The 24,664-nt window shown below is 45.5% G+C and carries 29 protein-coding genes and 3 pseudogenes; 17 read left to right on the top strand and 15 right to left on the bottom strand.

The features are described from left to right. Position 1 precedes the first annotated feature (1 nt). From C4S39_RS12870 to C4S39_RS15905, 7 genes and pseudogenes are all read left to right on the top strand, one after another. On the top strand, positions 2 to 352 hold the full coding sequence (locus C4S39_RS12870) for an STAS domain-containing protein (RefSeq protein WP_103967366.1): 351 nt from the start codon (positions 2 to 4) through the stop codon (positions 350 to 352). A gap of 47 nt (positions 353 to 399) precedes the next feature. Next, positions 400 to 1,317, top strand: coding sequence for an ABC transporter ATP-binding protein (locus tag C4S39_RS12865; protein WP_103967365.1), 918 nt, complete (start codon positions 400 to 402; stop codon positions 1,315 to 1,317). Further along, the gene (locus tag C4S39_RS12860; RefSeq protein ID WP_103967364.1) at positions 1,314 to 2,069 is read left to right on the top strand and encodes an ABC transporter permease; all 756 of its coding nucleotides are present in this window, start codon (positions 1,314 to 1,316) and stop codon (positions 2,067 to 2,069) included. Before C4S39_RS12865 ends, C4S39_RS12860 begins: the two co-directional genes overlap by 4 nt. 48 nt (positions 2,070 to 2,117) lie before the next feature. Further along, positions 2,118 to 2,363 (top strand): BolA family protein, encoded by a 246-nt coding sequence (locus tag C4S39_RS12855; RefSeq protein ID WP_103967363.1) that lies wholly within the window; start codon positions 2,118 to 2,120, stop codon positions 2,361 to 2,363. 82 nt (positions 2,364 to 2,445) lie between these two features. Next, entirely contained in the window at positions 2,446 to 3,225 is a 780-nt protein-coding gene (gene djlA / locus C4S39_RS12850) for a co-chaperone DjlA (RefSeq protein ID WP_103967362.1), read from the top strand. 30 nt (positions 3,226 to 3,255) lie between these two features. After that, complete coding sequence (locus C4S39_RS12845) at positions 3,256 to 3,864, top strand: glutathione S-transferase (RefSeq protein WP_103967361.1); 609 nt, start codon at positions 3,256 to 3,258, stop codon at positions 3,862 to 3,864. A gap of 4 nt (positions 3,865 to 3,868) precedes the next feature. Then, positions 3,869 to 4,151: pseudogene (locus C4S39_RS15905) on the top strand (IS3 family transposase); the annotation flags it as partial. Positions 4,152 to 4,255: 104 nt separating this feature from the next. Here C4S39_RS15905 and C4S39_RS12835 read toward each other — a convergent pair. From C4S39_RS12835 to C4S39_RS12795, 10 genes and pseudogenes are all read right to left on the bottom strand, one after another. Further along, positions 4,256 to 4,636 (bottom strand): hypothetical protein, encoded by a 381-nt coding sequence (locus C4S39_RS12835; RefSeq protein ID WP_103967359.1) that lies wholly within the window; start codon positions 4,634 to 4,636, stop codon positions 4,256 to 4,258. 292 nt (positions 4,637 to 4,928) lie between these two features. Next, positions 4,929 to 5,254, bottom strand: a pseudogene (locus tag C4S39_RS12830) (YkvA family protein); the annotation flags it as partial. 275 nt (positions 5,255 to 5,529) lie between these two features. Beyond that, a complete protein-coding gene (locus C4S39_RS12825) occupies positions 5,530 to 6,126 on the bottom strand; it encodes an HdeD family acid-resistance protein (RefSeq protein WP_258039444.1) in 597 nt (198 codons plus the stop codon). An 87-nt stretch (positions 6,127 to 6,213) separates the two neighbouring features. After that, positions 6,214 to 6,906, bottom strand: a complete 693-nt coding sequence (locus C4S39_RS15580) for a DUF6868 family protein (RefSeq protein ID WP_219817965.1) — start codon at positions 6,904 to 6,906, stop codon at positions 6,214 to 6,216. Positions 6,907 to 6,927: 21 nt separating this feature from the next. After that, on the bottom strand, positions 6,928 to 7,215 hold the full coding sequence (locus C4S39_RS15575) for a hypothetical protein (protein WP_219817964.1): 288 nt from the start codon (positions 7,213 to 7,215) through the stop codon (positions 6,928 to 6,930). Between the two features lie 20 nt (positions 7,216 to 7,235). Then, positions 7,236 to 7,823 (bottom strand): NAD(P)/FAD-dependent oxidoreductase, encoded by a 588-nt coding sequence (locus tag C4S39_RS15570; protein WP_219817963.1) that lies wholly within the window; start codon positions 7,821 to 7,823, stop codon positions 7,236 to 7,238. Positions 7,824 to 7,971: 148 nt separating this feature from the next. Continuing rightward, positions 7,972 to 8,208, bottom strand: coding sequence for a hypothetical protein (locus C4S39_RS15385; RefSeq protein WP_181023825.1), 237 nt, complete (start codon positions 8,206 to 8,208; stop codon positions 7,972 to 7,974). 3 nt (positions 8,209 to 8,211) lie between these two features. After that, positions 8,212 to 8,490, bottom strand: a complete 279-nt coding sequence (locus C4S39_RS12805) for a hypothetical protein (RefSeq protein WP_103967358.1) — start codon at positions 8,488 to 8,490, stop codon at positions 8,212 to 8,214. A gap of 95 nt (positions 8,491 to 8,585) precedes the next feature. Continuing rightward, complete coding sequence (locus tag C4S39_RS12800) at positions 8,586 to 9,158, bottom strand: hypothetical protein (RefSeq protein ID WP_103967357.1); 573 nt, start codon at positions 9,156 to 9,158, stop codon at positions 8,586 to 8,588. A 101-nt stretch (positions 9,159 to 9,259) separates the two neighbouring features. Further along, a complete protein-coding gene (locus tag C4S39_RS12795; protein ID WP_103967356.1) occupies positions 9,260 to 9,514 on the bottom strand; it encodes a hypothetical protein in 255 nt (84 codons plus the stop codon). 135 nt (positions 9,515 to 9,649) lie between these two features. Here C4S39_RS12795 and C4S39_RS12790 point away from each other — a divergent pair, with 135 nt between their 5' ends. Continuing rightward, entirely contained in the window at positions 9,650 to 9,868 is a 219-nt protein-coding gene (locus tag C4S39_RS12790; protein ID WP_103967355.1) for a phage integrase N-terminal SAM-like domain-containing protein, read from the top strand. Next, positions 9,865 to 13,623, top strand: a complete 3,759-nt coding sequence (hrpA, locus tag C4S39_RS12785) for an ATP-dependent RNA helicase HrpA (RefSeq protein ID WP_103967354.1) — start codon at positions 9,865 to 9,867, stop codon at positions 13,621 to 13,623. Before C4S39_RS12790 ends, hrpA begins: the two co-directional genes overlap by 4 nt. 133 nt (positions 13,624 to 13,756) lie before the next feature. On the opposite strand, the gene C4S39_RS12780 is transcribed toward hrpA, so the two are convergent. Together C4S39_RS12780 and C4S39_RS12775 are read right to left on the bottom strand one after the other, a co-directional pair. Next, positions 13,757 to 14,047, bottom strand: a complete 291-nt coding sequence (locus tag C4S39_RS12780) for a hypothetical protein (RefSeq protein WP_103967353.1) — start codon at positions 14,045 to 14,047, stop codon at positions 13,757 to 13,759. Between the two features lie 379 nt (positions 14,048 to 14,426). Then, the gene (locus tag C4S39_RS12775; protein WP_103967378.1) at positions 14,427 to 14,678 is read right to left on the bottom strand and encodes a hypothetical protein; all 252 of its coding nucleotides are present in this window, start codon (positions 14,676 to 14,678) and stop codon (positions 14,427 to 14,429) included. 256 nt (positions 14,679 to 14,934) lie between these two features. Between C4S39_RS12775 and smbP the strand changes: the two genes are divergently transcribed. From smbP to C4S39_RS12750, 4 genes and pseudogenes are all read left to right on the top strand, one after another. After that, a complete protein-coding gene (smbP, locus tag C4S39_RS12770) occupies positions 14,935 to 15,270 on the top strand; it encodes a small metal-binding protein SmbP (RefSeq protein WP_103967352.1) in 336 nt (111 codons plus the stop codon). Between the two features lie 660 nt (positions 15,271 to 15,930). After that, positions 15,931 to 16,386 carry an NUDIX hydrolase gene (locus C4S39_RS12760; protein ID WP_103967350.1) on the top strand — a complete coding sequence of 152 codons (456 nt, stop codon included), beginning with the start codon at positions 15,931 to 15,933 and terminating at the stop codon, positions 16,384 to 16,386. Positions 16,387 to 16,390: 4 nt separating this feature from the next. Continuing rightward, the gene (mnmA, locus tag C4S39_RS12755; RefSeq protein WP_103967377.1) at positions 16,391 to 17,470 is read left to right on the top strand and encodes a tRNA 2-thiouridine(34) synthase MnmA; all 1,080 of its coding nucleotides are present in this window, start codon (positions 16,391 to 16,393) and stop codon (positions 17,468 to 17,470) included. A 153-nt stretch (positions 17,471 to 17,623) separates the two neighbouring features. Beyond that, positions 17,624 to 17,795: pseudogene (locus C4S39_RS12750) on the top strand (transposase); the annotation flags it as partial. A 21-nt stretch (positions 17,796 to 17,816) separates the two neighbouring features. Here the strand turns inward: C4S39_RS12750 and C4S39_RS15380 are convergent. Next, entirely contained in the window at positions 17,817 to 17,957 is a 141-nt protein-coding gene (locus tag C4S39_RS15380) for a hypothetical protein (RefSeq protein ID WP_181023824.1), read from the bottom strand. Between the two features lie 549 nt (positions 17,958 to 18,506). On the opposite strand from C4S39_RS15380, the gene C4S39_RS12740 reads away from it, so the two are divergent. Continuing rightward, on the top strand, positions 18,507 to 19,595 hold the full coding sequence (locus tag C4S39_RS12740) for a hypothetical protein (protein ID WP_258039443.1): 1,089 nt from the start codon (positions 18,507 to 18,509) through the stop codon (positions 19,593 to 19,595). A 212-nt stretch (positions 19,596 to 19,807) separates the two neighbouring features. Here C4S39_RS12740 and C4S39_RS12735 read toward each other — a convergent pair whose 3' ends face one another. After that, positions 19,808 to 21,370 (bottom strand): sigma 54-interacting transcriptional regulator, encoded by a 1,563-nt coding sequence (locus C4S39_RS12735; protein WP_103967349.1) that lies wholly within the window; start codon positions 21,368 to 21,370, stop codon positions 19,808 to 19,810. Positions 21,371 to 21,634: 264 nt separating this feature from the next. On the opposite strand from C4S39_RS12735, the gene C4S39_RS12730 reads away from it, so the two are divergent. From C4S39_RS12730 to C4S39_RS12715, 3 genes are all read left to right on the top strand, one after another. Beyond that, the gene (locus C4S39_RS12730) at positions 21,635 to 22,288 is read left to right on the top strand and encodes a beta-class carbonic anhydrase (RefSeq protein ID WP_103967348.1); all 654 of its coding nucleotides are present in this window, start codon (positions 21,635 to 21,637) and stop codon (positions 22,286 to 22,288) included. Positions 22,289 to 22,390: 102 nt separating this feature from the next. Further along, positions 22,391 to 22,633 (top strand): FmdB family zinc ribbon protein, encoded by a 243-nt coding sequence (locus tag C4S39_RS12725; RefSeq protein ID WP_103967347.1) that lies wholly within the window; start codon positions 22,391 to 22,393, stop codon positions 22,631 to 22,633. A gap of 305 nt (positions 22,634 to 22,938) precedes the next feature. Then, positions 22,939 to 23,472 (top strand): methyltransferase family protein, encoded by a 534-nt coding sequence (locus C4S39_RS12715; protein ID WP_103967346.1) that lies wholly within the window; start codon positions 22,939 to 22,941, stop codon positions 23,470 to 23,472. Between the two features lie 358 nt (positions 23,473 to 23,830). Here C4S39_RS12715 and C4S39_RS12710 read toward each other — a convergent pair whose 3' ends face one another. Further along, positions 23,831 to 24,553: a GlxA family transcriptional regulator gene (locus C4S39_RS12710; RefSeq protein WP_258039442.1), complete on the bottom strand. Its 723-nt coding sequence runs from the start codon at positions 24,551 to 24,553 to the stop codon at positions 23,831 to 23,833. Between the last annotated feature and the right edge of the window lie 111 nt (positions 24,554 to 24,664).

Below are 24,664 nucleotides of genomic sequence, written 5' to 3'. Positions count from 1 at the left end.
TGTGGCGGTGAATCGATTGGATTCTTGTGCCACCATGATTTTTCGCGATAACGACAGAATTGTCGTGCAGGGTCCGGTCACTATAGATAATGTTGTGTTGCTGACGCGAAATGGAATTGCGCTGTTTGATGATCAGCCTCTAACGATTGATCTGGAGAAAGTGTCTGAAGTTGATTCAACCATAATCAGCATGCTGCTTGAATGGTTGCGTGCAACGCGCGGACATGCTCATACGCTGCAGTTTGTAAATATGCCTTTAAGTCTTACCAGCCTGATTCAGTTATATGGGATGGCGGAGTTAATTTCGCTTCCGGTGTCGCCCGTTATAAACCAAAGTCCCTCCTTGATCTGATGCGATTTTTCTTTCGCTGAAGCTTTTACAGTTAAATTCCTTTGACGATGTTACCTGCGATTGAAATCATACGCGTGTGTAAGAACTTTGGAGGGATTCGCGCATTGGTCGATGTCGATCTGGAGATCCACCCAGGGGAATTTTTTGCATTGCTGGGACCCAATGGTGCCGGCAAAACAACGTTGATCAATATCATTGCCGGCTTGTCTCTGGCCCATAGTGGTTCGGTCAATGTAATGGGATACAACGTCACTACGCAATATCAGCAGGCGCGGCGGAATTTGGGAATCGTTCCGCAGGAATTGGTATTTGATCCTTTTTTCAGTGTGCGCGAGGTTTTACTCATTCAATCCGGTTACTACGGGATAAAGCACAATAATCGCTGGGTGGATGAAATTATTGAGCGTCTCGATCTTGCCGGCAAGGCCAATGCGAATATGCGCTCTTTATCCGGAGGCATGAAACGGCGTGTTCTGGTTGCGCAAGCACTGGTACACAAACCACCTGTCATTATTCTGGATGAACCGACAGCGGGGGTGGACGTTGAATTGCGCCAGACATTATGGGAGTTTATCAAGCAACTTAACCAGGATGGGCATACGATTGTTCTGACTACGCATTATCTGGAGGAGGCTGAAACACTGTGCAGCCGCGTGGCGATGCTCAAAGAAGGCAAGATCATCGCGCTGGATAGCACGCAAAACCTGATTGGAAAACTGGCTTCGGGCAACTCGGTAAAAATAAGATTGCTGCCCGATCGTTTACCACCGGTACTCCAGCCGTTACAAAAAAGTTGTAGTAACGGTTTGTATGAGCTGCGAATAGATAGTTATGCGCAAATAGAATTTATTCTGTCGACTTTGAGAGCTGGGAATACGCAAATACAGGAAATGTACTTGCAGCAACCTGATCTGGAGGATGCTTTTGTCAGTCTCATCAGAAATAGCGGGAATAAACTGCAATGACCGGTTTTTTTACCTTGCTGCATAAAGAATTGCTGCGTTTCTGGAAAGTTGGTTTTCAAACCATCATAGCGCCGATGGTTTCTACGCTGTTGTATCTGCTGGTTTTCTTTCATGTGCTGGAAACGCGCACGGAAGTTTACCCGGAAGTGGCGTATGCCGTTTTTCTAATCCCTGGATTGATCATGATGGCAGTGATTCAGAATGCTTTTGCCAACTCATCTTCCAGCATCATTCAATCCAAGATTAGTGGCAACATCGTGTTTGTTTTGCTTTCACCTATGACGTATCGTGCCATATTTTTTGCGTATATTCTGGCGGCCATTGCGCGCGGACTTTTGGTTGGTTTGGGCGTTTATCTGGTTACATTGATATTTTTTGATATTCCGTTACTATTACCCTTGTGGGCAATATCGTTTGTCATTCTGGGAAGTGCAATACTTGGCGCATTGGGGTTAATTGCAGGAATTCTGGCTGACAAGTTCGATCAATTAGCAGCTTTTCAGAATTTTATAATTTTACCGCTCACGTTTTTATCAGGCGTCTTTTATACCATACATTCATTGCCATCCAGTTGGCAATATTTGTCTCACTTTAATCCATTTTTCTATATGATTGATGGATTTCGCTACGGGTTTTTTGGGATATCGGATATTTCGCCCTATATTAGCTTATTGATAGTCTCGGTGAGCTTGGTCGTGATATCTCTCCTGACCATCAAGTTGCTCAGAAGTGGATATAAACTGAGGCAATAAATAATTTTGCTTTATTTTACATGCGCATAATGCTTTAGGAGAATTACAATGCTTACCGCCGAGAATATTAAAACCTATATTGAATCATCGCTACCTTGTGAACATGTGTGGGTGGAAGGAGATGACGGGGTTCATTTTCATGCACTGATCGTCAGTCCTGAATTTAACGGCAAGAATGTCGTGCAGCAACACCAATTGGTATACAAATCGCTGGGCGATAAAATGAAGCAGGAAATTCATGCGCTATCGATGAAAACGTTGACGCCTGAACAATGGGCAGCAACATCCCAATGATTCAATCACCGGCAATTCGATTAATATAGCTTAATCGAAAGATAATTTATTATCACTCCTTACTTACTGATCTGGAATTTCATTGTTTAGAATACTTGGTGCCTTCGTCGGATTTTTCATCTTTGGCTTTTTGGGCATTTTCCTGGGCTATTTTGTTGGAAGTTTTATAGACCGGTTTAATGCGTATGGTTCTGTTGGAATGAATCCATTTAATGCCGCGCGCCGTCAATCAGTCTTCCTGGAAACTACTTTCATATTGATGGGTAAGCTGGCGAAAGCGGATGGACGTGTCTCTGAAACCGAGGTATCGCATGTGGAGCAATTCATGCAGAAACTTGGCATGACGCGCGAACACCGGTTAAAGGCCATCGCCTTATTCAAGCAAGGTTCATCGGTTAACTATGATATTCATCCGCAAATTAACGAATTCCTTTCCGTATGCGGTGCATCCGGTAACTTGAAACAGATGTTGCTGGTGTATTTGATCATCATGGGACTATCGGACGGGCAGCTGAACTCTGCCGAAGAAAACCTTCTGAGAGAGATCGCCGCGCGTATGGGGTATCATCACGCGGCATTCGATCATTTGCTTGATATGGTGAAGAATCAAATGCATTTTGCCGGTGGACAAACAAGCTCGCCCAGTGCATTGGAGGATGCCTACCGGGCGCTGGGTATCAGTAAGGATAGTACGGACCAGGAAGTCAAACGCGCTTATCGCAAGCTGATGAGTCAATATCATCCGGATAAATTGATGGGTCAGGGCGTGCCGGAGGAAATGGTTGCGATGGCAACCGAACAAGCCAAAGAAGTCCAGACTGCCTATGATCTGATCAAGAAGAGCCGGGAGCAGAATCGCTGAACGCCTGATCGATCCATCATTCGTTGAATCATGAAGCCGCTTCTGTATACCTTCCGCCGTTGTCCTTTCGCGATTCGTGCCCGGCTGGCGATCAAGGTTAGCGGGGTGGCAGTGCAAATGCAGGAAATCAGTTTGCGTGCCAAGCCGATAGCAATGCTGGAATGTTCACCCAAAGGCACCGTGCCGGTGTTGAAGTTTGCCGATGGTAGCGTGCTCGAACAAAGCCTGGACATCATGCAGTGGGCGCTTTCCATCAATGACCCCGAACATTGGCTGGAGAACGATCAGGCCAAATCAAACGCAGTCATGTCCTTGATTCAGAAAAATGACGAATCGTTTAAACCCGCGCTGGATCTGTATAAATATGCCGTGCGCTTTCCGGAACATTCCGAAGCGTATTACCGCGAACAAGCCGAACCCTTTTTAGCTGATCTGAATACGCGGTTGAGTAAGAATGGCTACTTGATGCATGGCCGTTGTACATTAGCGGATATGGCGATCTTTCCTTTCATCCGGCAGTTTTGTAATGTCAACCCGGATTGGTTTTATGCCTCTTCTTATTCTCATCTGATTGCATGGCTGGATCGGTTGATCAGTTCGCAGTTATTTCAAGATGTAATGCAGAAAGAAAGCGGGTAACTAAAAATCCGACAGATTCCTAGATCATCCATATTTATTGCAACAATTTGGCATGATCACTTTTATGAGTCGCAAGGGTGATTGCTACGATAAGGCATCGATGGAAAGCTTCTGGGGAATACTTAAAACCGAACTGGCACACCATCGGAAATTCAGAATACGGCGACAAGCTATTCAGGAGATTACCGAATACATAGAGATCTTCTATAATCGATAGAAAAAAACCGGGTTATTTGTCATCAGCACAATTTATGCAGCAGTACTATGCCAATCCGCTTGCTGCTTAAACCGGTGGACTCCATTTTGACAGCGCATGCTAATGATCTGTTTGCAGGCAATAAAAAAGCCACTTAATAATAAGTGGCTTGCTGAACTATTAGAAAGGAGATTTCTAGTTCACTTGAGTTTTATTAATACCGCTGACGAATTTCGGTTCTTGGTTTTCAGCAGCGAGCTTGTAATGCAATTCTACTTGCGCTTTGTTTTCCGCTACAATTTTTTCATACTCACGGATATTGGCTTTTTCGTGAGATTGAAAGTCCTGACCTCTGCGACCATAATAATAAGGTCTATCTTCATAATCTTCCAAAGCAGCTAAATGCTCTGCAAGCTTAACCTGAGCTTCTTCTAATAAAGCTTCATGATGTTTTGCCATTTGCACATGATCCTGCGCAGTCAGAACTTCTCCTGCATTTGCTGCACTGAATGGCAAAGCGACGAAAAACAAAGCAGCGATTAAAGAAGTTACTGTGATAGTTTTTTGAGTTTTCATGATCTTCGCCTCCACATTAAATCTGTTTAACATGGTGACATATTAATAATCCCGGCTTCAAAGGTAAATCAGGGAACCCTTGGTTCTTGGATTGGGGAAACTATTATTATTCGCTAAGTGAAACTCTTGGATTTTTTAAGATAAGGAAAATTAAGGAAAAAGAATATAAGAGGTATCGAATCTGGAATCAAAAATTCTTCTTCTTGCGAAGCATAATCCTCAATTGTCGTCATTATTGAGATCAAAATCATAGAAGCTTTTCCTGCATCTGCACTAACGCATGAATGAATTGTCAGGTGCGCACCAACGAGAGTGCCCACCGTCCAGCCAGAAATAGGATAAGTAGCCAGATCGCAATAATGATGCTGGCCGCCAGCTTGCTGGTCGGCCGCTCGGTTGCGTATTGCGCCCGCGCACGGGCGGATGCCATGACAGATGGGGGCAGCAGACGAATAACCAGAGTGCAAGGCCCAGTGGGACAAGCACCAGGTCATCCAGGTAGCCGAGAACAGGAATGAAGTCTGGGATGAGATCAATCGGACTGAGCGCGTAGGCAGCGACGAACAATGCGAGCATACGAACGTGAGTTGGCGTTCTTGGATCGCGTGCCGCGTAGTACGCAATGAGCGTGAACTGCCTCAGTTCTTTTGCCTTTGTTTTCAGTGAACTAAGAAGTGACATCATGCGCGCCTAACGTAAAGCAAAGAGGTATGTGCGATAGCGACCGTCCCGCTTGAGCGTTGGGTTAGACATCGCCTATCACCGCAAGCCGCAGCAACGCCGATTCATATTCGGAGAGACAACAGGTTATTAGCTGACTTTTCCCGCTCCGCACAAGCGAAGTCCATTTTTCATGGAGAACTTAGCGGCGGGCAGGATACTCGTGTGTGGTTTCACGAATGTGCGGCCTGACTATTGAATGTGCGCGCCTTGAACGCCAACATCACGAGGAGGACGCCGAAGATGACGGCGTAGCCGGCGATCAGCCAAAGCAGAGCGAGTGCCCCCTCTCCCGGACGCACCATGAGGAGGACGCCGAATACGACTGAGGCGAGTCCGCCGAGAATGAACCACCACTCACCCTCGATCTCCTTGCGCAGGCGGATCGCGGCCACAATCGTGAGCACACCCGTGGCGACTGCCCAGATCGCGATGTAGAACAGGAGCGCAAGCGCGGTGATCCCGGGGGCGAGGAAAGTCAGTACCCCGACACCGATGCCGAGCAGACCCCCGAGAAGCAATACCCACCAGGACTCATGCTCCTTGCGTCCTGCGATGGCGGTCCAGACGCCGAAGATGCCGTCCCCCATCGCATACACTCCGAAGAGCAACACCAGAGCGCCGAGCGAGATCCCGGGCAGTACCCAGGTGAGAATGCCGAATGCAATGGCTGCAAGACCGCGCAGCAGCAGCACCCACCAAGTGCGATGGAGAATAGCGGCCATCTTCTTTTCAACGAGATTCATGGTTGTTTCTTCCTTCTGGTTCATGGTTGTTTTCTCCTTTTGGTTCATGATTCACGTCAGCTAACGTTTATATTAGACCATACTCAGGATTCCGTGCAAAGCTCGATGCTTTCACCAGAAGTGCCATCTGCCATCTGCCATGTGACGGAGAAGAATGCCCTCAGATCCGGTGCCCGAAGCCTTTGTCCACCACTCCAACCCACCGCCAACGTAACGCGCGCCGCTGCCGGAAACCGCGATCCGCATGTTGTAGCGACTGCCTTTGTATTGAACTGTGGCCGAGTCTGTAGATGGATAGGTTGCGGAAACCGTTTCTCCGCTCTCGCAACGGTAGTTATGTACGACCGAGGTTGATGGCACCGCTGCCGACGCTTGGGTGGTTTCCTGTTCTTGCGAGGAGCTTGCGCAGGCGGAAATCAGCAGGCATGATGCAAATGCCAATGAGCGAAGTGAATTGACCTCAAGTATGCCTATTGGTTGCTTCATCCCTATGACGGCTAACATCTGAATTAGGTGCCATTGCCGATGAGCCAAAGTGCCAGCAAGGGAGTCAGATTTAACAGAAAAATTCCGATCTTGTAGATGGCCACCGTAATGGATGGCTTCAAAGGTTGTGTCCGATAACTGGAACCAGCGGCCATGCAGCTTGTGGAGCCAATTACGAGCAAAAACGAACGCAAAGAACCAAATGAATAGGATTGTGTAGTTGACGATCAGTGACCAGCATAGGAACTGATAAATGAAGTCATGATATGCGTTCCCTTCTTCAGGTTGAAGATTCTGTATCTTGCCAGCTAACCCCACACAGAGGCCTCCATAACGGTGCTAGTCGAGCCTGATTTTTGCACGAACCCGTGAGTTGATACGATCAACCAACCACAGTAAACCGCCGCGCCAGAAACCATGTAGTCTTGCTTGGTGGCTCCTGTACAGCAAGGCATGGCTGAACTGAGCCAAGCGACCTTTAATGGTGAGGTCATCGGATAGGCCGAATTTACCCAATGAACCAAAGGCGTCATATTCGCCGAGTGCCACCAGCGCACCAAAGTTCTTATAAGCCATCGCGGGGATGGGAGCGCCATTGGTAATGGCTTTGGGCAGATGACGAATCAAGTGTTGGACCTGCTGATGCGCTACCTGTGCGGCAGGGGGAGCGGTCGCTCGGTGCCAGGCAGCATCAAGCTAGCGCAATCACCGACGGCAAAGATATTTTGATCTCGTGTGGTTTGCAAGGATGGCTGTACGATGAGCTGGCTATTGCGCCCGGTCTCCAAACCATCAAGCCCTTGCAGGAAGTCTGGTGCTTTCACGCCGGCTGCCCAAACTTTCAGCGCAGCCTCTACGCGACTGCCATCGCCCAACACAAAAGCTTCAGACTCGACCGATTTGATGCTGGTGCCCGTCATAACCCTGATTCCTAAAGACTCAAGCCTTGTTTGCGTGGCTTGCGAGATGTCCTTGGGAAAGGCCGCCAGTAATCCTGGCCCACTTTCGATCAGCGTGATACTGATGCGATCAGCGAGGCCAACAGCGCCATAGCTAATAGCCAACTCTGTCAGTTGGACCAGCTCTGCGGCAAGCTCAACACCAGTCGCCCCACCGCCGACGATAGCAATCGAAAGGGGAATCTCCTGCGCAAGACACTGCAACATGCGCAGCCGCACTTCCTGATTGAAAGCATCTGCCTGCCTGCCTGCGTGCGTGAGTCGATCGTCCAGCAATGCTCAACAGCTCCCGGCGTACCGAAGTCATTGGCTTGGCTGCCCAGGGCAATGACAAGCGTGTCATAGGCCAGGTTCCTGGCAGGGATCAGCAACCGCCCGTCCGGAGCACGAAGCTCCGCCAGCATGATTTCACGCGCCTTGCGATTCAGTCCGGCAAGTTCTCCAGGTTGGAATGAAAATCCCGCGTCTTTTGCCAAGCCAATATAGGTGGCTTGCTGCTGGGAAACATCGCGCGTACCTGCGGCGATCGTGTGGAGCATAGGCTTCCATACATGGGCGGAATCACGGTCAACCAGAATGACGCTTGGTGCGTGCTCATGTTTTCGGTCACCACCACGCCACCACCAACAATCACGATGCGATGCTTTGAATGAGTATTCACCACTTATCCCTTGGTATTTCCAGTGGGCGACATATGGTATTCACTTGAAAACATAATTTTGAATAGCGTGTATTCATTAAAAAAATTATTTCCGCTTGTCTGGCTTGTGTTTTTCAGGAGTTTGGATTGGATGCGTCTTAAGGAATTATGATGTGCAAAATATGGAGCTTTGGCGCCATCGACCAATTGCTCGGAACAGTATTTCTCGTACATTTCTAATGCTGCCATTAATGCGATCATTTCAAAATCGTCAAGTGACAGTTCGTATGTGTAGGTAGTCATCGAACGGTTTCCTTAAGTGCGTCCCAGCATCATAGGTGTGTACAGTCTAACGTTTGAATTGAGCCGCGCCGAAAGGCGTCGGCTCGAATGAAATGTTAGCCCGAATTTGCACGAACATGGGAAGGATATGGGAACCTATAGCCCTTAAGAAATTTACCATATGCCCATAAAGCGCGATCGATTGCGCGTTGATCCCCACTGAATTTAGCATGAAAAGGAAGATACCGCTGTAAATAGCAGTCTATCTTTGCATTGTCATTGGCAGGAATCTCCAGAAGGTCTTGATTTTCAATGAACTCCATCGCCCTATGAACGTGCATGTCATAGATAGGAAAACGATCAGGTTGCCAGCAATGAAGCCAAAATACCCGCCAAATTGCTCCACCACTTGGAAATATAGTTAGAAAGTCTTGCGCACTTGTATCCAATGGCAATTTGGACAGGGCCGCAAGCTTGTTGATGAAATTGTTGTTGATCGATTCCCCTTTTAATCTGGACAATTTTGATCCATTTTTCCACACGAAAAGACTATTAACCTTCTCCGCAGAAAGTGGCTTTCCAATGTTTTGCTCATATAACGCATCCTCAGAATGGTCGTATTGAAGCGACCAATGATCTACGAACTGAGTGGGAGTGCCTTGCTGAATCTGGTATGTAAAGAAAATCATAGCCAATCCTTTTCTGGTGCGTCAATTCGCGGCAAAGTTATGGTGCGGGCTAACGGACTAGGTAAGCCGCCCGCAGTATGCGGGTCGGCTTGAGCGCCGGGTTAGGTCTGAGTCTGAATTGCGTGAACAATGAGCTCGTTGCCGTTAAATTCAATTGATTTTTTCCAGACATGCTTTTTGTTTTCAAGGGCTGAAAACTCTCCGCGATACGCTTTGTGCGCCAGCTCTTGGCGAAGAGCAGGGCTGAGGTTGGGAATAGTTTCAATCCAGTTAATAAAGCCGTAAAAGTTGCTGTGACTGCTTTGCGCAACATGGGTCGAGCCTTTGAAAGAAATGACATAGGTGTACAACGGCATTCATCACCTAACTAGAATTGGAAAGGCTGCATTTTCATTCATTGGGATTACCAAGTCAATATTCGTAAGTTATTATTCAATATAATTATATTGATATAATGCGGCTCTATTTTATTAGAGCCTAAAAAAATACGGATGAATAAATCACCTGAATTACTGGATCAAGTACATGAGTGTATTCGTGTCAGACATTATTCCATTCGTACCGAGGATTCCTGCGTTGATTGGGCGAGGTGTTTTATTTTGTTTCATGGCAAGCGTCATCCAAAGGATTCAGGTGGGCCGGAAGTCGAGGCATTTTTGACATATCTTGCGGTTGAGCGCAATGTTGCCGCTTCAGCAACATTATTATGAAAAAATTCGCTCCCGGAGTCATCGCAAAGCGGCTTGCGCAGCTTCCTAACCCGGCCTATGCCGGCGATCTGCCGGTGAATGCGCGCCGCGAGGAAATCAAGCAGGCGATTGAGCATCATCAGATGGTGATCATCTGCGGCGAAACCGGTTCGGGCAAAACCACGCAGATTCCCAAAATCTGCCTGGAACTCAAACGCGGTGTGCATGGTTTGATCGGGCATACGCAGCCGCGCCGCATCGCGGCCAGGACAGTGGCGGCGCGTATCGCGGCTGAGCTGGATAGGCCGTTGGGTCAGGCGGTCGGCTACAAGGTGCGTTTTTCGGACAGGATCAGCCCGGATAGTTATATCAAATTGATGACCGACGGGATTCTGCTGGCGGAGACGCAAGGTGATCCGCTGTTGCAGGCATACGATACGCTGATCATCGATGAGGCGCATGAGCGCAGTCTGAATATCGATTTTCTGCTTGGGTTTATCAAGCAATTATTGCTCCAGAGACCCGATCTCAAGGTTATCGTCACTTCCGCTACGATCGATGCGCAACGCTTTTCGCAGCATTTTAATGATGCGCCTGTCATTGAAGTGACCGGGCGCCTGTATCCGGTGGAGATGTTATACCGCCCGTTGCACACCGATGATGCGGAAGAGAGCGATATGCAGCGTGGCATCATTCATGCGGTTGATGAATTGATGGCATTGGGGTCGGGTGATATTCTGATTTTTCTTCCGGGCGAGCGCGAAATCCGTGAGACGGCGGAAACGTTGCGTAAACATCACTTTGAACGTTTGCGCAGGGGAATAGAAATCTTACCTTTATTTGCACGCTTATCGTTCGCCGAGCAGGAGCGGGTTTTTCAATTGAATAGCAATCGCCGCCGCATCGTGCTGGCAACCAATGTGGCTGAAACTTCATTGACGGTTCCAGGCATTCATTACGTGATCGATAGCGGGTGGGCGCGGGTAAATCGCTATAGCTATCGCAATAAAGTAGAGCAATTGCTGGTCGAGAAAATTTCCCGTGCGTCGGCTGATCAAAGGGCGGGGCGCTGCGGCCGGGTGGCCAATGGTGTTTGTATTCGTTTATATTCCGAGCAGGACTATCAAGCACGTAAGCCCTATACGGATCCGGAAATTCTGCGCTCTTCGCTGGCAGCCGTAATTCTGCGCATGAAATCGCTGAAAATTGGCGATGTGGAAAGTTTTCCGTTTCTCGAAGCGCCTGCGCCACGCATGATTGCCGATGGGTATCAATTACTGGCGGAACTGGGTGCAGTCGATGAAAAAAGACAGCTGACCGCGATTGGTTGGCGTTTGGCTAAATTCCCGATTGATCCCAAGATCGCGCGTATGATTTTAGCGGCCAAGCATGAAAATTGCTTACGCGAAATACTGATCATTACTTCGGCATTAAGCCTGCAAGATCCACGGGATAGGCCGTTTGAACAGCAAGTGGCGGCTGATGAGGCGCATCGGCGTTTTCAAGACGAGCGCTCAGATTTTCTGGCGTATCTCAAGCTTTGGGATTTTTTTGATGAATTATTAAAGCATAAAAAATCCACCCGCAAACTGATCGCCCATTGCCGGGAAAATTTTTTATCCTATCGGCGTTTGCGTGAGTGGCGCGAGATTCATGGCCAATTGCATGTATTGTTGACGGAGTTTGGTTTCAGACCCAACGAAATACCCGCGGGTTATGATGAAATTCATCGTGCGCTGCTTGCCGGATTGCTCGGTAATATCGGCTTTAGAACCGGGAAAGATAACGAGTATCTCGGAGCGCGCGGCATCAAGTTTGCTATTTTTCCTGGATCAGTGTTGAGAAAAGGCAAAACCAAATGGGTCGTTGCTGCGGAATTGGTCGAGACCAGTAAGTTATATGCGCGCTGCGCGGCAAAAATTGATCCGGCCTGGTTGGAGAGAATTGGCGGTAGTTTGTGCAAGCGGCAATATTTTGATCCGCACTGGGAAAAGAAACGCGCACAGGTCGTGGCCTTTGAGCAGGTCACGCTATATGGCTTGATTATTGTTCCCAAACGGCCGGTACATTATGGTGTCATTAATCCACGGGAAGCGCGTGAGATTTTCATCCGTTCGGCGTTAGTGGCCGGTGAATATATTACGCAGGCATCTTTCTTTCACCATAATCAGGCATTGATTCAAGAAATTGAAGAATTGGAGCACAAAACCCGCAGGCAAGACGTACTGGTTGATGAGCAGGAGATTTATGCCTTTTTCGATGCCATTATTCCGCAAGAAGTAATCAACGGTGCCGGATTTGAAAAATGGCGCAAGCAAGCCGAGCAGCAGGATGCACAGCTGCTTTATTTGAAGCGGGAATTACTCATGCGCCATCAAGCCGATCATGTGACCGAGGTGCAATTTCCTGAGTGCATGACTGCGCCGGATGGTAGCGTGCTGCCATTGGCCTATCGCTTTGAACCGGGCCATATATTGGATGGTGTTACCGTCTCTGTGTCATTACCCTTGTTAAACCGGCTGGACGGCAAACAGTTGGATTATCTGGTACCCGGTTTAATTCGCGAAAAGATTACCTGGCATTTGAAAGCATTGCCGAAAAATATCCGCCGTATTCTTGTGCCACTTCCGGAATCAGTGACGAAATTTCTGCAACGTCAGTCAATCGCTTTGCATGTGCTCACATTACAGGAGGCCTTAGCGAAATTCGTGTTAACGGAAACCACATTGACCGTTCCTCCCGGGGTTTGGCAAATCAGCGATATTCCAACACATCTGCTGATGAATATTCGCGTAATCGATGATGCCGGGCAAGAGTTGGCCATGAGCCGTGATCTCAAAGAATTACAGAAGCGGCTTGGTGAAGCGGCGCAAATGACCTTTGTGAAGCGTAACGACGAAAGCGAGAAAATTTCTATTGAGCGTGAACAGATAACGCAATGGGATTTTGGCGATTTGCCCGATGAAATATTATTTATGCGCAAGGGTCAACAATTGACAGGTTATCCGGCGTTGATTGATCGTGCCGATAGTGTTGCCATTCGATTGTTTGATACGCGCGAAGCGGCGGAAATTGCGATGCGCTCCGGTATTCGACGATTGTTATGTTTGGCGCTGAAAGATCAACTTAAGCAATTGGAAAAGAGTTTGCCGGGATTAAGGGAAATCAGCATGCAGTTGACAACCCGGATCAATCCGGGTGACCTGAAACAGGATATGCTGACGGCCATCATAGATCGCGCATTGCTGGGCGATGATCCATTGCCACGGACAGAATCAGAATTTATTGTACAACAACAGCGCGCCAAGAGTCGCTTTCCGGAAATTTCCATTACTCTGGCCGGGCTGTTGCAGCAGATAGGTCGCGAGTATCAAACCCTGTTACAAAAATTCACCCGAATCCGGATCGATAAAGTAAAAAACGAATTGAACGTGCAGCTTGAAAATCTGATTTATCCTGGATTTGTCAGCAATACACCCTGGAGCAATATTCTGCACATTCCACGTTATCTGAAAGGCATGGGGTTGCGGATTGATAAATTGTCCGCAAATCCGGCGCGTGATGAGCACAATAGCCGCGAAGTCAATGCACTTTGGCAACAATATGTGCAACACTTGGAGAAATATCAGGAAATTGAGCGCGCAGATAAAAATCTAAGCGAATTCCGCTGGCAGATCGAAGAGTTGCGTATTTCCTTGTTTGCGCAAGAACTAAAAACGCCCTATCCGGTATCTGTTAAACGGCTACAAAAGCTTTGGGAATGTGTGCGCCGATGACCCGGCAAAGTTTGCGGGTGGTTTTCGTCGCTGGGAGTGAAAAGATGGAGAATTAAAAAACAAATCTCTTACAGAAACTTGCTGGAAGAGATTTGCTTCGCACTGCAGAAATAATCAGTGGCACGAATCCGCTCTATATGGACGGAATTAATCTGCGCTCTGCCCCATCAGGGATATTTGAGTTCTTGGGCGTGGGATCACTTGGAACTACCTCCGAAGGAAGTTGCATCTCTTCCTCTGCCGTTTTGGTTTGCTCGGCTTTCTCTTTGTCTAAAATATAGCCAGTCTCAAAATTGGGTCCGATGCTGTTTTGATCCACAAATTGATGGTTGGGATGAAAAGATTTATCGAAAGCCAATGCGTTTCCTCCGTAACAAACTGTACCCATGGTAATGGCTATGGTTAAGGCTTTTAATTTATTCATGATGCTTCTCCTTGTATTTTGTTTAATGAGAGCCGCGGATAATGGCTTGTTTTCTCATAAAGGTTTGTACAGTAAATAAAGAACGTTTGGTGATAATACATAAAACTTATTATGTAGCGTTATAGTAATTACAAAATAAACTGCTACACAATATGTGTGCCAGTTGGTAAATATACACCAAAAACAGTTTAATTTTTTAAAACGAATAAATCAGGCGTTGAATTCAGTCTTGTTCTTTGTTCAAAAATAAAGAAACTTTGCACGAAATGAAGTAACGCACACAACAAAACGTTTAAGCACGATATCGCATAAAGCTTGACTGAAGAACGGTACCGCCACGAACTATGTAGTGTGCACGGTCGGCAGGGGTGATAGCAGACTATCGCAACCCTAACGAATCAAGCGTAATGTCATCCTCATTGTCGTCTCTGTCAGCAAAATCTTTTCTGACAGCTTCGAATTCGTTATCTTCAAAGTCATCTTTGTCAGCCTCAAATTCATCAATAATTTGTGCTAAATGACTGGATGGAATTTTGCTATTGGCTACTGCATCCTCTTCACCATCCAAACCGTTGACGGGATAAAATCCGTCATCGTCATCATTATCATCAAAAGAAAGTTCTTTGATCATCGCTATCATCCTCCGTATAACATTTATTTGAACAAATGCTATTGATATCACACTGCGCTGATACAAAACTGATAATAACATATGGTTTTTTCCGGTATTTTCAAGTTTTAAAGTATTTTTCCAATGTTGGGTATCGTACAGATTGTTTTGTTTCCTGCTTCTATCATCAGCATCAGAATTAAGTGATGAGAGACAGGTTTGTTGTTTTTATCAACACTTAGCTCTAAATATTTTTTATCACGGGAGTTAAAATTCTATGAAAACTATTACGTTACTTACAAGCTTCATTATAATGGCTTTTTTTTCGTTGAGTGTGTTAGCGGGTGCAAGCCATTTGGATCACGCCATTCAGCATGCTGAAACCGCGGCTAAATCAGCCGATGGAAAGACTGTTGCCAAACATGCAATGGAAGCAAAGAAACATGCGAATGCCGCAAAAAACGATAAAGATCGCCAAATTGATCTTAACCATCTGGGCGAAGGCATTAAGTCATTAGATGAAGCTGTTAATGAAGGTAAGGATGGTGAAGCGGATGCAGCTAAAAAAGCTGCGTCGGATGCTATAGAGCATTTTAAGCAAGCTGCAAAATAATCTATTTGTTTAATAGCATAAAAAGACAGTGTTTTTTGCTTAATCACTGTCTTTTTATGCTAATGCATTTCCTTGTTCACACTCATGGATTGTTCAAATCCATTGACGCAGCATCAATTGTATAGCACTTGTACAAACAGAGTTTCGTAAGGTTCTTATGAATTATCTACATCAACTGCAGTGGCCTGCGATGATTGTTACGGTATTGGGCGTTTGGCTCATTACGTCTCAAAACAGACGTAGGCGCATGATCGGTTTTTGGTGTTCACTTTTTAGTAACTTTCTCTGGGTGATTTGGAGCTGGTATGCCCATGCTTATGCCCTCATAGTCCTGCAGATTGCTTTAGCTATTCTGAATATTCGCGGCGCAAGCAAGAATGATCCAGAAATAAAAACCAAGCCACATTAGCTGTAATATTGGATAGAAAGTTAGAGAAGTAATAATTTTCACATAACTTTTAACCATTTTAAGCGCTATTCAAAATCAATTGTTGCAATAAATTATCTTAGTACGTTATGAATGGTATTGAGAATGCCTAAGGATCTTTATTTATCGTAACAAAACCTGATGCTCCAGTGCGATAATATGCGGTAATAGATTAACGCATAGTTATGCGGTGATTTGCTGAATGGCATTTTATTTTTATTACTTGGGAAATCATGATTTGGAAACCTAATGTAACAGTTGCAGTTGTTGTTGAACAAAATGGCAAATATTTACTGGTAGAGGAAGAACCGGAAGCGGATAGCGGATTGTTTCTGAATCAACCCGCGGGGCATTTGGATCCGGGAGAATCCATCATCCAAGGAGCAATCCGCGAGACATTGGAAGAAACTGCATATACCTTCGAGCCTGAATATTTGTTGGGCATATATCAGTGGTATTCACAGCATGCGGACACTGTTTATATCCGGTTTGCGTTTGGTGGACGCGTCACGCATCACGACCCTGAGCGGAAACTCGATACAGGTATTCTGCGAGCATTTTGGCTTGATTCTGATGAAGCGGGTCAAATGATTCATCGTCATCGCAGCCCCCTGGTTATGCAATGTATCCATGATCATATTGCCGGTAAGCGCTATCCGCTTGAATTATTGATGCACTATGAAGCCTAAGGCGATGAAAAAATATCGTGTAATCGTCGGTATGTCTGGTGGTGTCGATTCATCCGTGGCCGCATATTTGTTGAAGCAGCAAGGCTATGATGTTGTAGGATTATTTATGAAGAATTGGGAGGATGATGATACTGACGAATATTGTTCTTCGCGTCAGGATTTTATCGATGCAGTATCAGTGGCTGATGTTATTGATATTCCGATCGAAATAGTCAATTTCTCAATCGAATACAAAGAACGGGTATTTTCACAGTTTCTTGCAGAATATCAAGCCGGGCGTACTCCGAACCCTGATGTGCTGTGCAATGCCGAGATCAAATTCAAAGCATTTCTGGATCATGCCAATAAACTGGGGGCCGATTATATTGCAACAGGTCATTATGCCCGGGTGCGTAAAGCTGGCAGTGTTTTTCAATTATTAAAAGGTGAAGATGGAAACAAGGATCAAAGTTATTTTTTATATCGACTGAATCAAGCACAGCTTGCTAAATCGCTCTTTCCAATCGGTCATTTCTATAAGCGCGAAGTACGTAAAATAGCCATGGAGTTGAAGCTGCCCAATTCCTCTAAAAAAGACAGTACGGGCATATGCTTTATTGGCGAGCGCCCGTTTCGTGAGTTTCTTAACCGTTATCTTCCCCATGAGCCTGGAGAAATCCGGACAACTGATGGAAAGGTTATTGGTGAGCATATTGGATTAATGTATTACACCATAGGGCAACGACAGGGATTAGGAATTGGAGGTATTCGGAATGGTGGCGATGAACCGTGGTTTGTGGCTGCCAAAGATATGATCAGAAATGTCTTGATTGTTGTTCAAGGTCATAATCATCCGGATTTATTTCGCCCTTCTCTGAAGGCAATCGATTTATCATGGATCGATGACACACAGCCACATTGCAATTGGGTTTATGCTGCAAAAACGCGCTATCGTCAAATTGATGCGCCTTGCACCATTACAAGTTTGTCGCATGAATACTGCCAGGTAGAATTTGCACAAAATCAGTGGGCAATCACACCGGGACAATCCGTTGTTATTTATGAGAGTCAGGTATGTTTGGGAGGGGGAGTGATTTTGCAATAACTCTGACTTAACCGGCGAAGGCAGGATTCGAACTCGTGGCTATATTTGATATATCAACCAGCTAACATTTCCCTTTGCAGTTTCCGTGTCATTTTGGATAGTGTAGTCATGAGATAAAAAATGAGATTCTGTTGAAAACAAAAAGGATCTCATATGACACATTCCCATCGTAGACATGATATTTCAGATAAAGCATGGACATTGCTCGAACCCGATTTGCCTGGCCGCGCAGGCGCTTGGACGGCATAGCAAAAGATTATCAATGCCGTTTTCTGGATCATACGCACCAGGTGCACCCTGGCGTGATTTGCCACCGGACTATGGTTTGGCAAAGCTCAAAACCGTGTCATCGTCTATATTGACGAAAGCGGTTTTGCTCACGATATGCCACAAACACATGGGTACGCACCCATTGGCATGCCGGAGGTCGCGTCAATGTGATCGGTGCGTTGATCGGCAAATGTCTTTTGACGCTGGGATTGTTCATAAGCCATATTGATGCAGATATTTTTTTCGGCTGGACGTACACGATCTGTTACCAAAGCTCCCGCCAGCATCAGCCGTGGTTATGGATAACGCGACCTTTCACAAAAGGCGGGATATTCAAAATGCAATCACACAAGCCAAAGCAATCAGAAAACAACAAAAACAAACCGTTGAGCAACTCTTTGAAATTGAATAATTTTATGTGACGTAGGCTATACTGTCTCTATTGGCTATTTCGTTTGGAAGATTGTAGGTCAATTGAATGCTTTTCTGGCCCAAATGTTGCGAGAAATGTCCCGTGGGTCACTGCCATTCTCCAGCAGTATATTCATAATAAACTCCATCAAATACTGATAGAGGAGTATATAAGAATGCAATTTAAGCAAATCAGAAACCAGAAACGCAACAATTAAAATTAACTAAGCAATAAAGAAAGCGCTAATTGATCTTTGACTGACATAAATAGGAATTATGTGCTTTGCCGGTGATTGGAAAGATTTTCGGGATCGTCACATTAAATCTGGGTCTATTATTTTAAGGGGGAACAATCATGATGAGAAGTAAACTGATTACTGCAAAACTTGGCTTTGCATCGCTTGTATTGTCGTTAGCGTATGATGTTTCTCATGCAATGCCAGGTATGCATGGAGCCGGCCACGGAAGTGCCTCGGAGTTGCCGCGCATATCAAAAAGCATGGGTGAGCCGATCAATTCGCCTGGTTCAGAAATCGAGATTACTTATAGCGCAGACGGCAAAACTGCAATTTTTGTGTCGACCCGTGAAGGTAGCGTGGAATCATCCGGTAACCCGTACAACTTCGATATATGGATGTCTCACAATGTAGATGGTGTCTGGCAACCGTCCATTCATTTAGGATCTGATATTGATCCTGCCGTCGGGCCAAATATTAATACGTCAGCCTGGGAACTGGAACCGAGTTTTTCCGATGATGGAAATGTCATCTATTTTACAAGATATGAACCCGGTAATTTATTGTCGGGTGATTTATACGTCGTTCAAAAAGTAGATGGCGTATGGCAATCGGCCAGGAACTGGAATGATGTGCCGGAGCTTCCCAGCATCAATACGCCGACCGGTGAGGAACACTGTCCGATTATTGTTTCTGACAGCCTGATTTATTTCAACTATAGCCAGCCAGGGGTAACACAAGAAAGTGATATCTGGAAAGTCGAGAAGAAAAATGGAGTATGGCAAAAACCGGTAAGCCTGGGATCGAAAATTAACTCTCCGCAGCGTGATCACATGCACTGGACCGGGTTGTCAAAAGATGGAAAAAGCTTAGTCATCACCAGTATGCGGACTGATCTGGGTTCCCGTGGCGGGCATGATATGTGGATTTCACATCAAAACGCAAATGGTGAATGGCAAGAGCCAATCAATCTCGGTGATTCCATCAATACTGACGGTGAGGACATGTGTTGGACTTTTACCCCGGATGGCAAGAAATTCACTGGCAGTTGGGGGCCGCAAGGTACTTTCGACACGGATATCCGCTGGGTTTATAAGGATGATATTCCCTTGCTGAAAGATTTTGAGCCGATAGGTCCGCCACCCAACTTGTTAACAGGTAGCAAGACAAAACTAGTTACGGGGAACAACGAACTATCAAAACAATAAATATAGATAAAACTGAATTAAACTCGAAACAAATACTACCATCATAGGCTTTCACTGAGTACCCCGCGCTTTAGCCCTGTCCGATCATAGTTGGATGGAGTTCGGAAAGCAAGGCGGAGAAAAGTGTCAGCCTGTTCTTTGTTTGCTGTAGTTGAAAGCTAAATTATTATGATGCTATTGATTGTTCTGCATCTCTGCACACATCACAGTTTTCAATCAACAGCACGGAAATCTGCCAAGCTAATATTGTGCTTTTTTAGCTTAGTGTAAACTGCGCGTGATGTAATTCCCATGTTTTCAGAGACTCTCTTTATATTTCCGTGATGTTGTTTCAAAGCTGTTTCAAGGAATGATTTTTCAATTTTGGTAAGAGCATATTCTTTTTCGTCTTTCCATTCACTAATATTTTTTGTTTTAGTTGGAAGCTCTAAATCCAGTTCAGTCATTTCTTTGCCACTAACATACAAGATGCTGCGCTCAAGGATATTTTCTAACTCACGAACATTGCCCGGCCAATGATAAGCGCGGATTTTCTGCATAACCTCACGACTTACTGATTCGACCTGCTTGTTATACCGCTTGTTCAATCGCTGAATGACCAATTGCACAAGATAAGGTAAATCCTCCGGTCGTTCGGCCAAGGGGGGAATGCTTAAGCGCACTACATTGATGCGGTAGTATAGGTCATTGCGGAACAGATCCTGTTTAACAAGACCTTCCAGATTCTGATTGGTTGCTGAAATGATCCTTACATCAACAGCCAAGGTTTGCTTGCCGCCAACCCTCTCCAGCTCTCCTTCCTGGATTACACGAAGCAATCTGGTTTGTGCTGCTGGCGACAATGAGTCGACTTCATCCAGAAACAAAGTACCGCCTTCGGCTCGCTCAAAATAGCCTTGGTGTATTTCGATTGCTCCTGTAAAAGCGCCTTTTTCATGCCCGAATAAGCTGCTTTCAATCAGGCTTTCCGGAATCGCGCCACAGTTAATGGCGATGAATGGCTTATGGTAGCGATCGCTCATTGCATGTATGGCGCGTGCTATAAGCTCTTTACCTACACCTGTTTGGCCCTGAATCAGAACCGTTGCCATAGTGGGTGCAATAACCTCGATTGATTGCAGTATTTTCTGCATCATTGGTGATTTCGCTACGATTGCAGGGGGCTGTTGTTTTTTTGATAGTTGCTTGCTTTGCTTGTGCCAAAGCCGTTGCATGCTGGTCTCAATCTTGCAGTGTAATTCATTGATGTCGTTAATTTCCTTGACTGGCGTAGAATCGGTATATTCCATTCCAGCATGTCCTTTTGCTGCATGTGGATTGGTGTAAATGCATACGTCACACTTGCCATCCTGGAGGGCTATGCTTTTTTTGATTTCAACTTTGGCGTAACCAAAGTTTCTGGCTGCAATACCCCCAAATACGCTGGAAGTCATTCTACATAATTCAGGAAAGTTGGTAACTTGTTCGCCGAAAGGACAGCGGGAATTGGTAACCGTAATACAGTCCTGATTACTGGAAACCAATGAAAATTTACCACCGATATTGTTTTTGATGCCGAGTATCAGTTCGGTATAGCTTTCATTGTCGAGCTGTTTATTTTTATGAGTATTTTCTCGATAAGTTTCTTCAAAAAAACACCCTGCGGTTTGGGCTATATGCTCAATCAGCTCTTCACAATGCTTTTGTCCCTGTTGTTCGCTGGCATGCATCAGTTCAAGAATAAAGGTTTGCAGAAAAAAGATCGGTGTTAACTCAGAAAGAGGATTGTTGTTCATAGATTATGGGTGATGTGTGAAGTGAAATTTCATTCATTGAAGCATAGCTTCACTAGCCTAGCAACAAGTAAAATTTAACTTATTGTAATTAAAATCAAATATTATTTTTATCTTAGTGGCATGGTATTTGCCTATAGTTTTATTGCATCTGAGAATAACCAAGTGCACGGGTTAAATACCCCTAGGAATCCCTTTAGGTTTTACTAAGAAAGTAGATCCTTTCAAGGAGTTTTAAATTTCAACCTATTACCGAGGAGACTCAAAATGAAAACTCTCAAGGATGAGCTGGATACACGTTTAGCCGCATACGATCACTGGGCACAACGTCGCCGTCATGGAGCGGGTGGGCATAATAACCGGAAGTTGTGGGTGCTGGCTTGTATGGACGAACGCTTACCGATAGACGAAGCGCTCGGTATTCACGTAGACACCCCGGCGGGTCATGGCGATGCGCATTGCTTCCGTAATGCCGGAGGAATCGTTACTGACGATGCCATTCGCTCGGCGATGCTGACCTGCAATTTCTTTGGCACCAAGGAAATCGTTATCGTTCAGCATACGCAGTGTGGCATGCTGTCGGCGAATGCAGCCGATCTGGAAAAAATGCTACGCGATAAGGGAATCGATCCGGACAATATCGCGTTGGATCCAACGCTGCCGGAGCAGAAGCTGGAGAAAGGCGCATTCGCCAAGTGGATCGGAATGATGGATGACGTGGACGAAACCTGCATGAAGACCATCGAAGCATTCAAAAATCATCCGCTCATTCCCAAAGATGTAGTCATCAGCGGCTGGATCTGGGAAGTTGAAACGCGCCGGCTGAGAGCGCCGACACGAGACACTGAAAAGCGGGCCAGAACCGATGTCATTTCTGCGCAATTCGGCGTCAAAGAAAAACAACCGCCTCGTTGGAGCTAAGTTTAAGAGAAAAAATCTAATAGCGTGACCACTTGGCATAGCCAGTGGCCACGTCTTAACGTTTCTGAAGAATGCCATTAATGTAATGAATAAGGATTCCAGATGCCAACTTATGATTACTTGTGTGCACAGTGCAAGCTCCAATTTGAAGTACGCCATTCAATCAACACGCTCAGCCCGGATTGTTCGGCATGCGGGAGTACGGCAGAAAAAGTGATTCTTTCCGCCCCTGCGATGCATGGCAACATGGCGCATGGCCGGGATCTGGCAATGCGTTCGCTGCAGCCAAAAACTGATCAGGTAAATCATGTACACGCACCTGGGTGCGGATGTAAGCATCATTAGTATTGGGTGCGGATTTGCTGTTTAAACTCGCTTGGGTGATTTAAAATCAATCCTTATGGAAGAAGAAGGAAATGAGCATTGTTACAACAAAACTGGATGAGAAGCTGTTTGTTACTCGTCAAATTAGTGTAAATGATTTGGCAGAAATAGCAGCAGTGGGGTTAAATCCATTATTTACAATCGCCTGAATATGATGATGAATCTGTCAGGGCCGCTTGCAGTTGGACAATTAAAAATGCCCGCTTTGTTATTGCCTTCGATACAGGTAAACATCAGAGCCGGAAAATTACCACCAGCCGAAAAAAATGGGATTGCGTATTTCAAAATACCAATTAACTTTATTTAATCAGAATCTTCTAGGGATATTGCTTCATTTTATGTATCGTCTTGAACTTAAAATTCCACCGGCTATATTGGTTCTTTTGTTTGCAGTAGTCATGTGGTTTGTTTCATCGATGAGTCCTTGGGCGGTGATTCAAATTCCGGGCAAGGAGTGGGGGGCAGGGGCATTATGGATAATGGGTCTTGCATTGATCATTGTCGCTGCCATTGAATTCATTTCAGCAAAAACAACAGCAAATCCATTGACTCCTGGATTGGCCACTTCTATAGTCACCACCGGTGTCTATAGATTGAGCCGAAATCCCATGTATGCCGGATTTTTGTTGATGCTTGCGGCATGGGGCGTATTTTTAGCAAATGTCTTGTCTGTTTTGTTGTTACCGCTGTTTGTTGTGTATTTAAATCGATTTCAGATTATTCCGGAAGAAAATGCCCTATTGGCTAAATTTGGTAATGACTATGCCAGATATTTGAAATCGACTCGCCGGTGGGTATGATATTTCGTATGCTGCTTTATAAAAAGGAAGCCATCTCAGTAAGTGAGCGCACTTTACACTTTAGTAAGTGCTTAACTTCCTGAGATCCTAAAAAAATAATTCATTCGATTTGCTGGATGTTAATTTTCGATTTAAATAACATCCGCCTCGCAATACTTAAAGTCTTTCCGTTTAAAACAGTATGGCTTGCATCGGATAGTGCATTGGATTTTAACCATATTCTTTTTTAGTGTGCGATGCCATAATGATCGAAAAGCGCCGGCCCCAGATCACGATCATAAGGAATAACGACCTCATCTGCATACACTGCCATGAATAGTTCTCCGCAGTAAAATTAATACAGCAATAACAAAGATTCTTAGGCTATCTCGGCGGATGCCAAGCGTGGATGCTTACCTTGGAAGGTTTTTCGCCATTCACTAGGTGTCACATTAAATCTATGTTTGAAATGTTGACGCAGGGAAACAGTAGATTGAAATCCAACTTGCTCTGCAATAGTATCTATTGCTAAAGAAATAGATTCTAACAATTCCTGGCTTCGCTGAAGACGCTCAATTAATAGCCATTCTCCCACTGACATTCCCGTTGCTTTGTAAAATTGCCGGGTGAAGGTGCGTCGGCTCATCATGCTATAACGAGCAAGTTCATCCAAACCGTGCATTTTATTTGGATTATTTCTCAAATAATCCAGAAGCCTATTGATTCTGGCATCCTGTGTTGAAACAGGTACGGGACGTTCAATAAACTGTGCCTGACCGCCTTCTCTATAAGGAGGAATCACCATACGTCTAGCCAATCTATTAGCAATTACACTGCCGTAACGCTGACGAACTAGATATAAACAACAGTCGAGACCGGCTGCTGTCCCTGCCGAAGTAATCAAACGATCATCATCAACATATAGCGCATTACAGTCGAGTTCTACATCAGGAAAACGATTTATGAAATCCTGTTCAAACTCCCAATGCGTAGCCGCCTTATGGTTTTTCAGTAAACCTGCATACGCAAGCACGTAAGTGCCCAAACACAGCCCTACAACTTGATTACCTCGTGCATGTGCTTCAACCATTGCATCCAGCATTGCCTGGTTTGAACCGCCCCGGGTTTATCGGAGACTCCATTTCTTGAGAGAATGGAGCTATGAATAAATCGATAAGATACTCACCTGAAATCCGTGAACGAGCAATTCGTA

Source organism: Nitrosomonas ureae (genome assembly GCF_900108305.1).
Classification (GTDB): Bacteria; Pseudomonadota; Gammaproteobacteria; order Burkholderiales; family Nitrosomonadaceae; genus Nitrosomonas; species Nitrosomonas ureae_B.
The sequence above is the reverse complement of the archived record's forward strand: the minus strand, read 5'-3'. Positions and strand labels throughout refer to the sequence as shown.

Bases quoted from the DNA above. Each gene is read 5' to 3' on its own strand.
- C4S39_RS12865 (WP_103967365.1), top strand. From the start codon at position 400: ATGTTACCTGCGATTGAAATCATACGCGTGTGTAAGAACTTTGGAGGG.
- C4S39_RS12860 (WP_103967364.1), top strand. From the start codon at position 1,314: ATGACCGGTTTTTTTACCTTGCTGCATAAAGAATTGCTGCGTTTCTGG.
- C4S39_RS12855 (WP_103967363.1), top strand. From the start codon at position 2,118: ATGCTTACCGCCGAGAATATTAAAACCTATATTGAATCATCGCTACCT.
- C4S39_RS12845 (WP_103967361.1), top strand. From the start codon at position 3,256: ATGAAGCCGCTTCTGTATACCTTCCGCCGTTGTCCTTTCGCGATTCGT.
- C4S39_RS12835 (WP_103967359.1), bottom strand. From the start codon at position 4,636: ATGAAAACTCAAAAAACTATCACAGTAACTTCTTTAATCGCTGCTTTG.
- C4S39_RS12825 (WP_258039444.1), bottom strand. From the start codon at position 6,126: ATGAACCAGAAGGAAGAAACAACCATGAATCTCGTTGAAAAGAAGATG.
- C4S39_RS12805 (WP_103967358.1), bottom strand. From the start codon at position 8,490: ATGACTACCTACACATACGAACTGTCACTTGACGATTTTGAAATGATC.
- C4S39_RS12800 (WP_103967357.1), bottom strand. From the start codon at position 9,158: ATGATTTTCTTTACATACCAGATTCAGCAAGGCACTCCCACTCAGTTC.
- C4S39_RS12795 (WP_103967356.1), bottom strand. From the start codon at position 9,514: ATGCCGTTGTACACCTATGTCATTTCTTTCAAAGGCTCGACCCATGTT.
- C4S39_RS12790 (WP_103967355.1), top strand. From the start codon at position 9,650: ATGAATAAATCACCTGAATTACTGGATCAAGTACATGAGTGTATTCGT.
- hrpA (WP_103967354.1), top strand. From the start codon at position 9,865: ATGAAAAAATTCGCTCCCGGAGTCATCGCAAAGCGGCTTGCGCAGCTT.
- C4S39_RS12780 (WP_103967353.1), bottom strand. From the start codon at position 14,047: ATGAATAAATTAAAAGCCTTAACCATAGCCATTACCATGGGTACAGTT.
- C4S39_RS12775 (WP_103967378.1), bottom strand. From the start codon at position 14,678: ATGATCAAAGAACTTTCTTTTGATGATAATGATGACGATGACGGATTT.
- smbP (WP_103967352.1), top strand. From the start codon at position 14,935: ATGAAAACTATTACGTTACTTACAAGCTTCATTATAATGGCTTTTTTT.
- C4S39_RS12760 (WP_103967350.1), top strand. From the start codon at position 15,931: ATGATTTGGAAACCTAATGTAACAGTTGCAGTTGTTGTTGAACAAAAT.
- mnmA (WP_103967377.1), top strand. From the start codon at position 16,391: ATGAAAAAATATCGTGTAATCGTCGGTATGTCTGGTGGTGTCGATTCA.
- C4S39_RS15380 (WP_181023824.1), bottom strand. From the start codon at position 17,957: ATGAACAATCCCAGCGTCAAAAGACATTTGCCGATCAACGCACCGATC.
- C4S39_RS12740 (WP_258039443.1), top strand. From the start codon at position 18,507: ATGATGAGAAGTAAACTGATTACTGCAAAACTTGGCTTTGCATCGCTT.
- C4S39_RS12735 (WP_103967349.1), bottom strand. From the start codon at position 21,370: ATGAACAACAATCCTCTTTCTGAGTTAACACCGATCTTTTTTCTGCAA.
- C4S39_RS12730 (WP_103967348.1), top strand. From the start codon at position 21,635: ATGAAAACTCTCAAGGATGAGCTGGATACACGTTTAGCCGCATACGAT.
- C4S39_RS12725 (WP_103967347.1), top strand. From the start codon at position 22,391: ATGCCAACTTATGATTACTTGTGTGCACAGTGCAAGCTCCAATTTGAA.
- C4S39_RS12715 (WP_103967346.1), top strand. From the start codon at position 22,939: ATGGGATTGCGTATTTCAAAATACCAATTAACTTTATTTAATCAGAAT.
- C4S39_RS12710 (WP_258039442.1), bottom strand. From the start codon at position 24,553: ATGCTGGATGCAATGGTTGAAGCACATGCACGAGGTAATCAAGTTGTA.